The sequence below is a fragment of the Nonomuraea sp. NPDC052634 genome (genome assembly GCF_040678535.1).
Classification (GTDB): Bacteria; Actinomycetota; Actinomycetes; order Streptosporangiales; family Streptosporangiaceae; genus Nonomuraea; species Nonomuraea fastidiosa.
The window spans coordinates 73,569-88,656 of sequence record NZ_JBFATY010000010.1 but is presented as its reverse complement, the minus strand read 5'-3'; the positions used below and the strand labels follow the sequence as shown (position 1 = coordinate 88,656).

The following is a 15,088-nucleotide window of genomic DNA, read 5'->3' as shown; positions in this document are numbered from 1 at the left end:
CGGAGGAGGTGCGTGATGGCCGGACATGTCGTGCTCGGCTACGACGGCTCGGACTTCTCCATGCAGGCCCTGGACTGGGCGCTCGACGAGGCGGAGCTGCGCACGCTGCCGCTGCTGGTCGTGCACGCCTGGCAGTGGCCGTACGGTGAGGCGGACGAGGAGGCCAAATCCCACCTGGGCAAGGCGGCCGAGCACGTGATGTGGCACGGCGCCGAGTGCGCCAGGCAGACCAGCCAGGGCCTGCGGGTCGACACCGACCTGTACGAGGGCTCCGCCGCCGAGCGCCTGGTCGAGCTCTCCAAGGACGCCGAGCTGATCGTGGTCGGCTCGCGCGGGCTCGGCGCGCTGCCCCGCGCGGTCGTCGGGTCGGTCGCCGAGTACACCGCCGCGCACGCCGCCTGCCCCGTCATCGTCGTCCGCGGGCCTGGACCGCTGCCGTTGCCCGAGAATCCCGGGCCGATCGTCGTCACCGGCCCCGAGCCGGACGCCGCCGTCCTGGAGTTCGCCTACCACGAGGCGCGGCTCCGGCAGGTCGCCCTGGCCGCCGAGGCGGACCTCACGGAGTGGGAGCGCGGCCATCCCGGCGTGCGGATCGAGCCCGCCGCCGACCACCCGCCCGCCACGCTCATGGTGGTTCGCCGCGCCCCGGCCGGCCGGCCGGGCATCGCCCGCGACCTGCTGCTGAACGCACCCTGCCCCGTCGCGGTCGTGGGCGCCGCGGATCATGGAGGCTAGCCGGGCCGGCGGACCGCCATGACCGCGACGGCCAGCGCGCAGGCCGCGAACGCGCTCGCCGCGGCGAACGAGGTCGCGATGGCGTCGGCCAGGCCGGCGGGGGAGCCGGGGGCGGCGTCGCGGACGGCGGCGCCGAACACCGTGACGAGGACGGCGAGCCCGAGCGAGCTGCCCGCCTGCTGCATGGTCTGGACGGTCGCGGCGGCCGCGCCGGTCTGGTGCGGGCGCAGCCCGGCGAGGATGAAGGAGTTCAGCGGTACGAAGGTGATGCCGATGCCGAGGCCGAAGAGGATCAACGGGCCGGCGATGCCGGTGGCGTACCCGGACATCGCGGAGAGCCGGGTGAGCCAGAGGATGCCCGCCGCGATCGCCACCGTGCCGGACGCGGTGACGGCCTTGGGACCGAGCCGGGACAGCAGCCACGGCACCGCGCGTGCGGAGACCAGCGCGGTGAAGGCCAGCGGCAGGAACGCGATCCCGGTCGCCAGCGGGGTGAAGCCTTCGACGGTCTGCAGGAACTGGGTGAGGAAGAAGAACATCCCCAGCATGGTCGCCGAGATCAGGAACATGTTGAGGTACGCGGCGGCGCGGTTGCGGTCGCGGAACAGCCCGAGCGGCAGCAGCGGGTGCGCCACGCGCGCCTCGGCGACCATGAAGAGGACCAGCGCGACGAGCGCGACGGCGAGCGCGGCCAGCGCGCTCCGATCGCCCCATCCCGCCTCGCCCGCGCGGACGAAGCCGTAGACCATCGCCGTCATGCCGGCCGTGCCGAGGACCGCGCCGGCCACGTCGAGCCCGGTCCGGTGCTTCGCGACGGGGCGCACGTACCGCAGCGCGAGCGCCACGATCACCACGCCGACCGGCACGTTGACGAACATGACCCAGCGCCAGGACGCCAGCGAGGTGAGCAGCCCGCCGAGGATCAGCCCGGCCGACAGGCTCAGGCCGGACACCGACGAGAAGACCGCGAGCGCCCGGGTACGCGGCGCGCCCTCCGCGAAGTTCGCCGCGAGCAGCGCGTCCTCAGGTGAGCGGCTCTCGAGCAGCTCGCCGCCCCGCGCGCTGAGCCGGTCGAACCGCTCGCGCAGCACCGCGTCGATCAGCGCCTCGCGGGTGGGGAAGTGCCGGTACAGCGTGCCGATGCCGACGCCCGCGCGCTTGGCGACCTCGGTCAGCGAGGCGTTGACGCCCTGCCTGGCGAAGGCGTCTTCGGCCACGTGCAGCAGCCGCTCGTAGTTCCGGCGCGCGTCGCTGCGCATGGCGGGCGTTCCCGGGGAGTGCTCGTTCATCGCGGGGTCTCAGTCGTTGTCGCGGACGTCGATGCGGCGCTTCATGAACTCCCACGCCGACTGCTTGGAGATGCCCAGCCCGCGGCCGATCTGCTCCGGGCCGGCGCCTTCTGGCTGGGCGGAGCGCATGGCGATCCAGCGCTGGGCGGTGAGCATGCCCATGAGACCGGCGTTGGCCTGCAGCGCCTCCAGCGGGCCGATCTCCGGCAGTTCGGCGAGCCGTGCCTCCAGCCGTGCCGCCTCCCCGCCCCGCCCGGCCGTACGCGCGGCCTCCAGCGCGTCCTTGAGCCGGACCCGCTCCGGGAACGTTGCCCGGTTCTCCCGCAACTCGGTGCCGCGGTCGGTGTTGGCGCTCACGCCCGCCACCTTAGCCGAGCGGGGACACCGCCCACGGGTGTCAGGTTGACCTGACACCATCGAAGCCCACCGGTACCGAGCGGTGGTCACCGCTCCACGTCATCGTGGCCGGCGGCGCCACGTTCTCGGTGGCCACCTGCCGTATCGCTGAACCTCCCGCACAAGCCGCCGCCCGCATCGCACCGCGAGCCCGCCTGACCGACATCCCCGGCTGCCTCTCCTGGGCCGTCACCCCACCCGCCGGCGGCCCGCGCCGCCCGAGCCCCGCGAGCTGCACGGGCCGGCCGCCCGTACGGTCGAGTCCGGGCATCCGGCGACGGCGAGATCGTCACCGCCGCCGACGTGCCCGGCACGTTCGGTGGCCCCATCGCCTCGGCCCGCCCCGTGGGGCCCTGGACGGACCCGTTGTCACCCTGCTCGGCGACGCCGTCCACACCATGTCGCCCGGCCGCGGCGACGGCGCCAACGTCGGGCTCCGGCGCACGGCCCTGCTGTCGGCTCTGCTGTCCGCCCGGCCCGGCGCGCGCTGAGCCTCCGCCGCATCCCTCAGCCCCATGCCTCAGCCGGGGCCGGTGGCCGGCGCGCACCGGCTGCTCGCCGCCGGCCACCTCCAAGGCAGGCTCGTCCGCACCCCCCGACGTCAGCCGGGCGTGGACGCCGGCCCGAACGGGCGGTCGCCGCGCAGCGTGATGCGGTGCATGACCCGGCGCGCGGTGCCGTAGTCGCGGTTGGCGTAGTGGATCGTGCTGCGGTTGTCCCACATGGCGACGTCGCCGAGGCTCCAGCGGTGGCGGACGATGTGCTCGGGCTTGGTCAGGTGGGCGTAGAACAGGTCGAGGAGATGCCGGCTCTCGGCCTCGGAGACGCCGACGATGTGCGAGGTGAAGCCGGGGTTGACGAACAGCCCCTTCCGCCCGGTCTCCGGATGCACGCGGACGACGGGGTGCTCCACCGGGTCCAGCCGGGTCACGACCTTGCCGTCCCACTCGTTGCCCTTGCCGCCGCGCCGCTGGGCCAGGTAGTAGCCGAACTCGCGGTTGCCGTCGTGCACGGCGGTGAGCTGGTCGGCCAGCCGCTGGACAGGCGCGGACAGCGAGTCGTAGGCGAGCTGGCTGTCGGCCCAGCTCGTGTCGCCGCCGGTGGGCGGCAGGATCACGGCCCGCAGGATCGAGCCGAGCGGCGGCCGGGGCATGAAGGTGACGTCGGTGTGCCAGACGTCGGCGAAGCCGTCGTCGGCGCTGTCGAGCGCGTAGATCTCCGGATGCGCCTCGTCCACGCCGGCGACCACCGGATGTGAGGCGGTCAGCTCGCCGAGCCGGCGGCCGAGCGCGACCTGGCCGTCCTCGTCGAGGTTCTGGCCGGAGAAGAAGAGCACCTTGCGCTCCACGAGCGCGGCGCGTACGGCGGCCAGCTCCTCGTCGGAGGCGGTCGCCAGGTCGAGCCCTTCGACGCGGGCGCCGAAGTGCGGTCCGAGCGGCTGCAGGTTCAGCTGGGTGTCGGTCGGCGTGGACATGGTGCGCTCCTGTTCTGTGACGGCCATCCGGCGGCTTGACGGACGGCGTGGCTGACGGTGGCCCGCAGGGCGGAGCAGGCGGGGAACGCGCGCGGCCGGATTCCGCGGGCCGCGGTCCGCCGTCGCCGGGTGGCGGGCTCGGGTGCGCCGCCGGGGACGGTCGTCCGCGGCGGCGCCGCCGCGGTCACCACGCCGGGCGCCTGGTCGGAGGCTTCATGACCGTGAAGCTACGGCGGCCTCCGAGCAAAGTCAACAATTCCTACTAGCTTTATAGGTTATACTCGTGGCACCGGGTACTGAAGCCCGCTCAGGACTCGACCGAGACTTACAGGCGCGGGCCGGCGATGAAAGCACCTGTGATTGCCGACCACCCTCCGGCGGCTCTATGAGCGCGCGCGGCCACGACGAGGCCCGCCGCCTTCTCCATCAAACCTACGGAAATAATCGGAAAAGCCTGCGAAATGTGTCCTATGTGTGCCAGAGTCCGGTCATGAGCCTGGACGAGCTGCGCCCCATGAGTGCTCGTGCCCACTCTCCGATGACGGCCGCCCTCTCCACGGCGCGCTGGATCAGATCCGCCGCCGTGGACGACGAGGACGGCAGGCACTGGCGGGCCAACCCCGACCGGCACGGCAGGTCGGCGGTGCCCCCGCGACCGCGATCCCTGTACTCGGGAGCTGCCGGGATCGTGCTGTTCTTCCTGGAACTGGCCGCCGCCACCGGCAACGACTCCTACCTGGAGGACGCCCGGTGCGGCGCGCAGTGGCTCGCGGCCACCTGGCGGCGCGAGGACGATCTGAGCCTGCACCACGGGCGCACCGGCATCATGGTCGCGCTCATGGAGGCCGGATGGGCGCTCGGCGACGAACGCCTCGACGCCGAGGCGGCGGCCATCGCCGAGACGATCGTCGACGGCGGTCGCACCCGCGTGGACGGCCCCGGCTGGACGTTCGACCCCGCGCTGAGCGGTGACGGCGGCATCGTACTCGGCCTGCTGCGCGCCGCCGCCAGGTTCGGCGAGCCCGCGTACGAGGCCGCCGCCGTCGAGGCCGGCCTGCGCATCGCCGGACTGCCGGTCCCCGGAGGCCGGCACGGCGGCCTCGACGGCCTGCCGTCCGACGCGATCTCCCCCGGCTTCCTCACCGGATCCGCCGGCATCGCCTTCCTCCTCGCCCGCCTGTACGGCGTGAGCGGCGACGAGCGCTTCCTGCGCGCCGCCCGCAGCGGCGCCGCCTTCATCCGCGAGGTGAGCGTCACCGGCGAAGGGCGGGCGCTGGTCCCGCACCACGTGCCGAGGACCGGGGAGCTGTTCTACGCCGGGTTCTGCTCGGGTGCGGCCGGTGTGGCCAGGATGTTCTACGAACTCCACCGGGTGACCGGCGACCTCGACGACCTCGACTGGATGGAACGGCTCGCGCTCGGCGTCGTCGACAGCGCGGCCCCGCCGCGCCGCACCCCCGGCTACTGGAACTCGGCCTGCCAGTGCTGCGGCACGGCGGGCCTGGTCGAGCTGTTCGTCGGGCTCTGGGCGATCACCGGGCGCGCCTCCTGCCTGGAGTTCGCCCGTACGCTCGCCGCCGACCTGGTCGCCAGGGCCGACGACCACGACGGGGGCGGCTACCGCTGGTACCAGGCGTACCGCCGGGTGCGGCCCGGCGAGGTGAGCGCGGACACCGGCTACATGGTCGGCGCGGCCGGCATCGGTGCCGCCCTGCTCCACCTCGACGCGGCGGGCCAGCCCGACCAGGCCCGCCGGGTGCTGCTCCTGCCCGACAACCCGTTCCCCGTCCTGCCGTTCCCGAGCGTCTCCACCGGGCACCCCTGACCGGCCCGGGAGTGCGCCTTCGCACGCGTGAACGGCGCGCAGGCGCGCACGAAGCCGCGCCGGGCGTGCGAGGGGCCGCGCGAGGCTTCGCCGGGCACGCGTGACCGGCGCGGGAGCGCGTCCGCAACGAGGCTCCGCAGGACATGCGGGACCGGTGCGGGAGCGCGTCCGCAGCGAGGCCCCGTACGACATGCGGGACCGGCGGGTGACGGCCTGCCGTGGGGGCCGTCACCCGCCGGAGCTCAGGCGAGCAACGGCTCAGAACAGGCCGTTGACCGGCGGCTGCTCGCCGGTGAGGCGGTAGGCGCCGACCACGGCCGCCTTCCAGGCGCGCGGGTTGTGGTTGGCGACCGTCCTGGCGTTGCGCCAGTGCCGGTCGAGGTTGTGCTTGCGCGCGACCGCCGAGCCGCCGCCCACGTCGAACACCAGCTCCGACGCCTTCAGCGCCGACTCCGCCGCGACGAACTGCGCCTGCGCGACCTTCACGGCCGCATCGGTGAGCAGGCCGGAGTCCAGCCCGCCCGCCCACGCCCGGTCGATCGCCGACGCGGCGTGCAGGACCGCGGACTCGGCGGCGTAGGCGCGGGCGGAGATCTCGCCGACGGTGTGCCGCACGTACGGATCGTCGACCGACCGTGCGACGCCGCTGTGCTGGATCGGCCGGGCCCGCTCACGGGTGAAGGCGACGGCGTCGGCCAGCGCGCCCCTCGCGATCCCGGCCAGCACGCCGGCCAGGTAGAGCTGCATGAACGCGCTGACGGGGGAGCGGCCCCCGCCGCCGGGACGCGCGGCGATCTCCTCCGGCGCCACCTTGACCCCGTTCAGCAGGGTCGTCCCGCTGGCCGTGAGCCGCTGCCCGATCCCGTCGAAGTCGTCGAGCAGCTCAAGCCCCTCGCGGTCGCGCGGCACGGTGAAGAACACCCGCTCGCCCGCGTCGTCCACGGCCGACGCGCTGATCCAGTCGGAGTACAGCGCGCCCGTGCTGTAGTACTTGCTGCCGTTGACGACGCCGTCGCCGTCGATGCGGGTGCGCACCTCGCCGTTGGCCCCGCCGATCTCCCAGCCCGCGTTGCCGAACACGTCACCGGCCAGGAAGCGCGGGAACCAGCGCTCGCGGTCGGCCTCCGGGGCGGCGAGCAGGTGCTCGACCCGGCCGTAGCTGGGGCGCAGCGCCTGGGCGATGTTGGAGTCGGCGGCGGCCAGCGAGATGAGGAAATCGAACACCTCGGCCACGCTCGCGCCGCCGCCGCCGTACGAGGCGGGGATGCGGAAGGTGAGCAGGCCGGCGTCGGCCAGCGCGCGGATCTCCCGGTGCGGCAGCTCGCGCTCCAGCTCGCGCCGCGCGGCCCCCGCCGCCAGTTCGGGAAGCAGCTCATCCGCCCGCTTCCGCAGCTCGGCCAGCGTCGACTCACCCGGCGCACCCTCGACCGGCGTGTCCCCGGCCGGCGCGCCCTTGGCCGGCGCGCTCGCGCTCGATGCGCTCTCGGCCGCAGCGTCCTGTGCCGTCGCGCCCTGTGCTGTCGCGCTCATCGGGCCCCCGCCGTGGCGAACGGGACGGACACGGGCTCGGCGCTCCCGGACTCGGCAGGATGCCGCCACAGGCCGCGCTCGCGCAGGATCGGCAGCACGCCCTCGCCGAACCAGTACGCCTCCTCCAGGTGCGGGTACCCCGACAGCACGAACTCGGTCAGCCCGAGCCGGTGGTACTCCTCGATCCGGTCGGCGACCTCGGTGTGGCTGCCGACCAGCGCCGTGCCCGCGCCGCCGCGCACGAGCCCGACGCCCGCCCACAGGTTCGGATAGATCTCCAGGCGGTCCCGCTTGCCGCCGTGCAGGGCGAGCATGCGCTTCTGCCCCTCGGACTCGCTGCGGTGCAGGCCCGCCTGCACCTTCTCCACGGTCGCCTCGTCGATGCCGTCGAGCAGCCTGCGGGCCTGCGCCCACGCCTGCTCGCTGGTGTCGCGGGTGATCACGTGCAGGCGGATGCCGTGCCGCACCGTACGTCCCTCGGCGGCGGCCAGCCCGTTGATCCAGGCGATCTTCTCCGCCACGGCGTCCGGCGGCTCGCCCCAGGTGAGGTACGCGTCCACATGGCGCGCCGCCACCCGGCCCGCGGCGGGGGATGAGCCGCCGAAGTACACCTGCGGCACCGGGTCGGGCAGCCGCGCCAGCCGCGCGTCCTCCACCCGCAGGTGCTCGCCGGTGAAGCTGACGCTCTCGCCCCGCCACAGCGCCCGCACGATGTGCAGGAACTCGTCGGTACGGGCATAGCGGGAGTCCTTGTCGAGGAAGTCGCCGTAGGCGCGCTGCTCGTGCGCCTCGCCGCCGGTCACCACGTTGAGCAGCAGCCGCCCGCCCGACTGCCACTGGAACGTGGCCGCCATCTGCGCGGCGAGCGTGGGGGAGACCAGCCCGGGGCGGAAGGCCACCAGGAACTTCAGCCGCTCGGTGGTGCCGGCCAGCATCGCGGTGGTCAGCCAGGCGTCCTCGCACCAGGCGCCGGTGGGCGTCAAAGCCCCGACGAAGCCGGTCTGCTCGGCGGCCTCCACGATCTGGCGCAGGTAGGACAGGGTCGCGGGCCGGGCGCCCGAGGCCGCGCCCGCGGGAAGCCCGTGACCGCCGCCCACGATGTCACGGCTGTCGCCGTAGGTGGGCAGGAACCAGTGGAACGTCAAAGTCATCGTCTCTCCTCCGCGAGCACCTCGGTGCCGACGGCGATCACGTGGGTCATGTTGTTTCGCCCGTTCTGCGTGTTACGTTAGGGTTCACCGTAATCCCTGCAATGCAGGTAGGCAATGCCTGTTTAAGGACCTCCATGCTCACCCGCTCCACAACGCTCCTCGTCGCAGCCCTGGTCATGGCGGTTTTGGCCGGTTGCGGCGCCGACGCCACCCCGAGACCGGCCGCCGCCGGCTCCGGCCCGAAGCCCGGAGGCACGCTCGTGCTCGGGGAGAACGCCGACGAACCCCCCTGCCTCGACCCCCACCAGACGTCCACCACCAACACCACGGTCGTCAGCCGCCCGATCTTCGACTCGCTGCTGTGGCAGGACGCCGAGGGGAACATCAAGCCCTGGCTGGCCGAGAGCTGGAAGATCTCGGACGACGGCCTGACCTACACCTTCAGGCTCCGCCAGGGCGTGACGTTCCACGACGGGTCGGCATGGAACGCCGAGGCGCTGAAGCTCAACCTGGAGCACATGCGCGACCCGGCGACCAAGTCGCCGCTGGCCGCCTCGTACATCGCGCCCTACAAGGACGCGAAGGTCCTGGACGAGCACACCCTCGAAGTGCGGCTCGGCTCGCCGTACTCGGCGCTGCTGAACGTGCTCGCGCAGTCGTACCTGGCGATGATCTCCCCCAAGCAGCTCAAGGAGGCCCCGGAGAGCACCTGCGAGCACCCGATCGGGTCAGGACCCTTCGTCCTCGACACGTGGACCAAGGGCCAGAGCATCACCTACAAGAAGAACCCCGCCTACGTCTGGGGGCCGACCGGCCGTGAAGGGCCCGCGTACCTCGACCGGCTGGAGATCCGTTTCCTGGCCGAGGACGCCACCCGCTACAACGCGCTGCTCTCCGGCGAGGTGGACGTGATCGACAACACCCCGCCGGCCAACGTCGAGGACGTCAAGGCGAACCCCGACCTGACCTTCATCACGATCGACCGGCCCGGACATCCGTTCTCGGTCTGGCTCAACACCGGCCGCGCCCCCTTCGACGACCGCAGGGTACGCCAGGCGCTCACGCTGGCCGTGGACCGCAAGGCCATCATCGACAGCGTCTCCTTCGGCCAGTGGAACGTGGCCACGAACTTCGTCACCGCCGCGACCCCCGACCATGCCGAGGGCGGCCGGATCGACTACGACCCGGCCCGCGCGAACGCCCTGCTCGACGAGGCCGGCTGGACCGCCAGGGACAAGGACGGCATCCGCCTCAAGAACGGCAGGCGGCTGAGCGCCGTCGCCATCGACACCGGCGTGAACCCGCAGAACACGCAGATCCTCGTGCAGACCCAGGCCGCCGCCGCCAAGGCCGGCATCGAGATCACGATCGAGAACGTCACCTCGCAGGAGTCGCAGGACCGCACCGGCAAGGGCGACTTCGACGTCTCCGTCGGCATCTGGACCACCAACACCGCCGACGTGCTGTGGATCCAGTACTCCTCCAAGAACATCACCACGCCGCAGCGGCGCGGCCAGAACATCACCAGGCTCTCCGACGACGAGCTCGACGAGCTGCTGGAGCAGGCCCGAGCCGCCAAGGACCCGACCGAGCTGTACGCCAAGGCGCAGGCCAGGCTGCTCGACCTGGCGCCCGCCATCCCGCTGTACGACCGGCCGAGCCTCGTCTCGGCACAGTCCCGGGTGCACGGCCTGACCTGGGATCACGCCTACGGCGCTGTCATCTTCCACGACGCATGGGTGAGCTGACATGACCAAGACCCCCCTCGCCGCGCTCGCGCTCGCGCTGCTGCTCGCCGGATGCGGCAGCGCGGCCGGGACCTCGGGCGGCACGAACGACGACCCCGGCACCCCCAAGTCCGGCGGCACCCTGATCCTGGGCGAGAACGGCCAGGAGCCGCCCTGCCTCGACCCGCACGGCAACGCCAGCTCCGACGGCCCGGTGACCACGGTCCCGGTCGCCGACTCGCTGGTGTGGTTCGACACCGACGGGACGATCCAGCCGTGGCTGGCCGAAAGCTGGGAGGTCTCCGACGACGGCCTGACCTACACCTTCAAGCTCCGCAAAGGCGTGAGATTTCACGACGGAGCGGCCTGGAACGCCGAGGCGCTGAAGACCAACTTCGAGCACATGCGCGACCCGGCGACCAAGTCCCCGCTGGCCGCTTCCTACATCGCGCCCTACAAGGACGCGAAGGTGCTGGACGAGTACACGCTCCAGGTGAGGCTCCGCTCGCCGTACCGGCCGTTCCTGGACATCCTCGCCCAGGGCTACCTCGGCATGATCTCGCCCAAGCAGATCAAGGAGGCGCCGGAGAGCATCTGCACGCACCCGATCGGCTCCGGCCCGTTCATCTTCGAGAAGTGGACCAAGGGCCAGAGCATCACGTACCGGAAGAACCCCGACTACAACTGGGGCCCGAAGAGCGCCAAGCACACCGGCCCCGCCTACCTCGACCGGCTGGAGATCCGCTTCCTCGCCGAGGACGGCACCCGCTACAACGCGCTCGCCTCCGGCGAGGTGCACGCGATCGACTTCACCCCGCCGCAGAACGTCGAGGACGTCAAGGCCAACCCCGGCCTCGGCTTCCTCACGGCGATCCGCCCCGGGCACCCGATGTCGTTCTGGCTCAACACCTCGCGCCCGCCCTTCGACGACGTCCGCGTGCGCCGCGCGCTGCTCGCCGCCGTGGACCGCGAGGCCATCATCAAGGGCATCTCCTTCGGCCAGTACCAGGTGGCGCAGGGCTTCGTCACCACCTCGACGCCCGGCTACGCGCAGGGGCTGAGCGGCAGCATCAAGCATGACGAGACGCTGGCGAACAAGCTGCTCGACGAGGCCGGCTGGACCGCCAGGGACAAGGACGGCATCCGGCTCAAGAACGGCAAGCGGCTGACCGCGTACTTCCCGATCGCCGCGAACTTCCCCGCCCAGCGCATGCAGATCGCCGTGCAGACCCAGGCCGCCGCGCGGAAGATCGGCCTGGACATCCAGATCCAGACGCCGCCCGAGCAGGAGCTGACCGACCGCTCCATCAAGGGCGACTACGACCTCAGCTCCGGCCTGTGGGCCACGAACACGGCCGACGTGCTGTGGATCCAGTACTCCTCCAAGAACATCACCACCCCCGAGCGGCGCGGCCAGAACGTCGCCAGGCTCAAGGACGCTCAGCTCGACGAGCTGCTGGAGCAGGCCAGGGCGGCCAAAGACCCGACCGAGCTGTACAACAAGGCGCAGGCCAGGCTCCTGGAACTGGTCCCCGCCATTCCCTTCTACGACGACCCGCGCCCGGTCGCCTACCAGAAGAAGGTCCGCGACCTCGCCTTCACGCCCGCCTACCCGTCGCCCTACTTCTACGACACCTGGCTGGACGAATGAAGACCCTGACGTTCATCGGATGGCGCCTGCTCGCCGGGCTCGGCGTGCTGTGGGGCGCGGCCACCCTGACCTTCCTCGTCGTGCACTTCACCCCCGGCGACCCGGCCGAGGCCGTCGTCGGCGGCGAGGGCGCCGCGCCAACCCCCGAGGTGCTCGCCCAGGTCAGAGCCGAGTACGGCCTCGACCGCCCCTGGTTCGAGCAGTACGTCTCCCACCTGTGGCGCATCGCGCACGGCGACTTCGGCACCTCCTACCGCCTGCACACCCCGGTCACCCAGGCCATCGGCGAGCAGGCCGCCGCCACCGTCGAGCTGGCCGTGGCGGCCGCCCTCACCGGGCTGTTCCTGGCCGTCGCCATCGCCCTGGCCACGGCGGGCCGCCGCCGCTGGCGCGGCCTGGCCTCGGTGGTGGAGCTGGTGGCGGCCTCGACGCCGACGTTCTGGCTCGGCATCGTGCTGCTGACCGTCTTCTCCTTCGGGCTGCGGCTGCTTCCCTCCACCGGCGGCCAGGGCTTCGCCTCCCTGGTGCTGCCCGCGCTCTGCCTGGCGCTGCCCATCGCGGGCGTGCTCGGCCACGTGCTGCGCGAGGCCCTGGAGGAGGTGCTGGAGGAGCCGTTCATCGTCAGCGCCCGCGCCCGCGGGCTCAGCGACACCGTCGTACGGCTGCGCCACGCGCTCAGGCACGCGCTGACCCCGCTGGTCACGATGACCGGCTTCTGGGTGGGCGCGCTGCTCGGCGGCGCCGTGGTCACCGAGACGCTGTTCACCCGGCAGGGCATCGGCCGCCTGCTCGTCTCGGCGGTCAACGCCAAGGACCTGCCGCTCGTGCTCGGCGTGGTGCTGCTGTCGGCGCTGGTCTACGTCCTGGTCAACCTCCTGGTCGACCTGCTCTACCTGGTCATCGACCCCCGGCTGAAGGAGGCGGCGTGAACCGGATCGGCGTGTGGCTCGCCGTGGCCGTCCTGACCGTGCTCGTGCTGGCGGCGCTCGTGCCCGGCCTGTTCACCGGGCAGGACCCGCTCGCCGTGGACAGCGGCGCCACCCTCCAGCCGCCCAGCGCCGCGCACCTGCTCGGCACTGACGAGAACGGCCGCGACGTGTTCGCCCGCATCGTGCACGGCACCCGCGCCTCGCTGCTGCTCGGCTTCGGCGCGATCGCCGTCGCCCTGGTCTTCGGCGGGCTGCTCGGCCTGGCCGCGGGGCTCGGCAACCGGATCGTCGAGAACGTCATCATGCGCCTGTCGGACGTCGGCATGGCCTTCCCCGAGCTGCTGCTGGCCCTGGTCGTCATCACCGTGGCGGGCGGCGGCACCGGCAACGCCATCCTCGCCATCGGCGTGGCCAACATCCCGTCGTACGCCCGGCTCGTCCGCGCCCAGACGCTGGCGATCCGCCGGGCGGGCTACGTCGAGGCGGCGTACGCGCTGGGCCTGCCCGGTCCGCGCGTGATCCTCCGGCACGTGCTGCCGAACGCCGTCAAACCGGTGCTCATCCTGGCCACCATCGGCGTCGGCACCGCCCTCGTGGCCGGCTCCGCGCTGAGCTTCCTCGGCCTCGGCACGCCGCCGCCGGAGCCCGAATGGGGCTCCATGCTGTCCACCGCCCGCAACTTCATCTCCCGGGCCTGGTGGTACGGCCTCTTCCCCGGCCTGGCCATCACGCTGACCGTGATCAGCGTGACCGTGGTCGGCAGGGCGCTCAGATTGCGATCGGAAGGGAGGACCGGATGAGCCTGGTCACGGTGGACGACCTGCGCGTCGCCTTCGGCGGCACACCCGTCGTGCACGGCGTGTCGTTCGAGATCGGGGCGGGGGAGTGCCTCGCCCTGGTGGGGGAGTCCGGCTCCGGCAAGAGCGTCACCGCCCGCACGCTGGTCGGGCTCACCGGCGCGGGCTCCCGCGTCACCGCCGCCGGGCTGACCTTCGACGGCCAGGACCTGACCCGGCTGCGCGAGCGCGGCTGGCGGAGGCTGCGCGGCGGCCGCATCGGCTTCGTCCTGCAGGACGCCCTGGTCTCGCTCGACCCGCTGCGCAAGGTCGGCAAGGAGATCGAGGACGTGCTGGCCGCCCACACCGACCTGTCAGGCCCGGCCAGGAAGGCCAGGGTGGTGGAGCTGCTGGCGTCCGTGGGGGTGCCCGAGCCCGAGCTGCGCGCCGGGCAGCTCCCGCACGAGCTGTCCGGCGGCCTGCGCCAGCGGGCGCTGATCGCGACCGCGCTGGCCGCCGGCCCCGAGCTGATCATCGTCGACGAGCCCACCACCGCCCTGGACGTCACCATCCAGGCGCAGGTGCTCGACCTGCTGGCCGGGATCAAGGCCGAGGGCAGGTCGCTGCTGGTGATCAGCCACGACCTGGCGGTGGTGGCCCGGCTGGCCGACCGGGTGGCCGTCATGAAGGACGGCGTGATCGTCGAGCAGGGGCCGAGCAGTGAGGTGCTCACCCGGCCCGAGCACGAGTACACCAAGAAGCTGCTGCGGGCGATCCCCGCCGAGCACACCAAGGGCACCCGCCTGTCCGGCACCGTCCCGCCCGCGGGCGCGACCGGGCCGCGGCGGCCCCGCGGCGAGGTCGTGCTGCGCGCCAGGGACATCGGCAAGTCCTTCGGCGACCGGGTGGCCGTGAACGGGGTGTCGTTCGAGCTGCGCGCCGCCGAGACGCTCGGCATCGTCGGCGAGTCCGGCTCCGGCAAGACCACCACGGCCAGGATCGCGCTCGGGCTGACGCCGCCCGACACCGGCGCGGTCGAGGTGCACGGACGGCCGTGGACGCGCGGCGACCGCGCCCAGCGCCGCGACGTCCAGGTCGTCTACCAGGACACGCTGGCCTCCTTCGACCCCCGCCACACGGTGGCGAAGATCCTCGCCGAGGCGCTGGACGTGGCCGGCGTGCCGCGCGAACGGCGCCGCGCCCGCTCGATCGAGCTGCTGGAGCTCGTGGGGCTCGGCGAGGAGCACCTGGGACGCAGGCCGCTGAAGCTCTCCGGCGGGCAGCGGCAGCGGGTGGCCATCGCGCGGGCCCTGGCACCGTCGCCCTCGGTGATCGTCTGCGACGAGCCGGTCTCCGCGCTCGACGTGTCGGTCCAGGCGCAGGTCCTCGACCTGCTGGAGGACGTGCAGCGGGAGACCGGCGTGGCCTACCTGTTCATCTCCCACGACCTGGGCGTGGTCCACCACCTGTGCGACCGGGTGCTGGTCATGAAGGACGGGAGCGTGGTCGAGGAAGGGCCGGTGGAGACGGTCTTCCGCGAGCCCGCGCACCCGTACACGAAGGAGCTGGTGGCGGCGATTCCGAGACTGACGACGGCGGTGTGAC

At 72.7% G+C, this 15,088-nt stretch carries 12 protein-coding genes; 7 read left to right on the top strand and 5 right to left on the bottom strand.

Going from position 1 to position 15,088, the window contains the following annotated elements; genetic code table 11:
- The first annotated feature begins 15 nt into the window (after nucleotides 1-15).
- Nucleotides 16-735, top strand: a complete 720-nt coding sequence (locus AB0K67_RS32185; RefSeq protein WP_364067819.1) for a universal stress protein — start codon at nucleotides 16-18, stop codon at nucleotides 733-735.
- Here AB0K67_RS32185 and AB0K67_RS32180 read toward each other — a convergent pair.
- The 3 genes from AB0K67_RS32180 to AB0K67_RS32170 form a co-directional block, all read right to left on the bottom strand.
- On the bottom strand, nucleotides 732-2,024 hold the full coding sequence (locus AB0K67_RS32180) for an MFS transporter (protein WP_364067817.1): 1,293 nt from the start codon (nucleotides 2,022-2,024) through the stop codon (nucleotides 732-734). The genes AB0K67_RS32185 and AB0K67_RS32180 overlap by 4 nt on opposite strands.
- Nucleotides 2,025-2,033: 9 nt before the next feature.
- The gene (locus AB0K67_RS32175; protein ID WP_364067816.1) at nucleotides 2,034-2,381 is read right to left on the bottom strand and encodes a hypothetical protein; all 348 of its coding nucleotides are present in this window, start codon (nucleotides 2,379-2,381) and stop codon (nucleotides 2,034-2,036) included.
- A gap of 640 nt (nucleotides 2,382-3,021) precedes the next feature.
- Nucleotides 3,022-3,894 carry a TauD/TfdA family dioxygenase gene (locus AB0K67_RS32170; RefSeq protein ID WP_364067814.1) on the bottom strand — a complete coding sequence of 291 codons (873 nt, stop codon included), beginning with the start codon at nucleotides 3,892-3,894 and terminating at the stop codon, nucleotides 3,022-3,024.
- Nucleotides 3,895-4,384: 490 nt separating this feature from the next.
- Between AB0K67_RS32170 and AB0K67_RS32165 the strand changes: the two genes are divergently transcribed.
- The gene (locus AB0K67_RS32165; RefSeq protein WP_364067812.1) at nucleotides 4,385-5,719 is read left to right on the top strand and encodes a lanthionine synthetase LanC family protein; all 1,335 of its coding nucleotides are present in this window, start codon (nucleotides 4,385-4,387) and stop codon (nucleotides 5,717-5,719) included.
- A gap of 258 nt (nucleotides 5,720-5,977) precedes the next feature.
- Here the strand turns inward: AB0K67_RS32165 and AB0K67_RS32160 are convergent, their stop codons facing one another.
- Both AB0K67_RS32160 and AB0K67_RS32155 read right to left on the bottom strand, forming a co-directional pair.
- Complete coding sequence (locus AB0K67_RS32160) at nucleotides 5,978-7,249, bottom strand: acyl-CoA dehydrogenase family protein (protein WP_364067810.1); 1,272 nt, start codon at nucleotides 7,247-7,249, stop codon at nucleotides 5,978-5,980.
- On the bottom strand, nucleotides 7,246-8,400 hold the full coding sequence (locus AB0K67_RS32155) for an LLM class flavin-dependent oxidoreductase (RefSeq protein WP_364067808.1): 1,155 nt from the start codon (nucleotides 8,398-8,400) through the stop codon (nucleotides 7,246-7,248). The genes AB0K67_RS32160 and AB0K67_RS32155 overlap by 4 nt, the downstream gene beginning before the upstream one ends.
- A 134-nt stretch (nucleotides 8,401-8,534) precedes the next feature.
- On the opposite strand from AB0K67_RS32155, the gene AB0K67_RS32150 reads away from it, so the two are divergent.
- From AB0K67_RS32150 to AB0K67_RS32130, 5 genes are read left to right on the top strand one after another with little or no spacing between them, the layout of a single operon-like run.
- Complete coding sequence (locus tag AB0K67_RS32150; protein WP_364067806.1) at nucleotides 8,535-10,148, top strand: ABC transporter substrate-binding protein; 1,614 nt, start codon at nucleotides 8,535-8,537, stop codon at nucleotides 10,146-10,148.
- 1 nt (nucleotide 10,149) lies between these two features.
- On the top strand, nucleotides 10,150-11,778 hold the full coding sequence (locus AB0K67_RS32145; RefSeq protein ID WP_364067804.1) for an ABC transporter substrate-binding protein: 1,629 nt from the start codon (nucleotides 10,150-10,152) through the stop codon (nucleotides 11,776-11,778).
- On the top strand, nucleotides 11,775-12,707 hold the full coding sequence (locus AB0K67_RS32140) for an ABC transporter permease (RefSeq protein ID WP_364067802.1): 933 nt from the start codon (nucleotides 11,775-11,777) through the stop codon (nucleotides 12,705-12,707). Before AB0K67_RS32145 ends, AB0K67_RS32140 begins: the two co-directional genes overlap by 4 nt.
- Nucleotides 12,704-13,507 carry an ABC transporter permease gene (locus AB0K67_RS32135; protein ID WP_364067800.1) on the top strand — a complete coding sequence of 268 codons (804 nt, stop codon included), beginning with the start codon at nucleotides 12,704-12,706 and terminating at the stop codon, nucleotides 13,505-13,507. Before AB0K67_RS32140 ends, AB0K67_RS32135 begins: the two co-directional genes overlap by 4 nt.
- A complete protein-coding gene (locus AB0K67_RS32130; RefSeq protein ID WP_364067798.1) occupies nucleotides 13,504-15,087 on the top strand; it encodes an ABC transporter ATP-binding protein in 1,584 nt (527 codons plus the stop codon). Before AB0K67_RS32135 ends, AB0K67_RS32130 begins: the two co-directional genes overlap by 4 nt.
- Nucleotide 15,088: the final 1 nt, after the last annotated feature.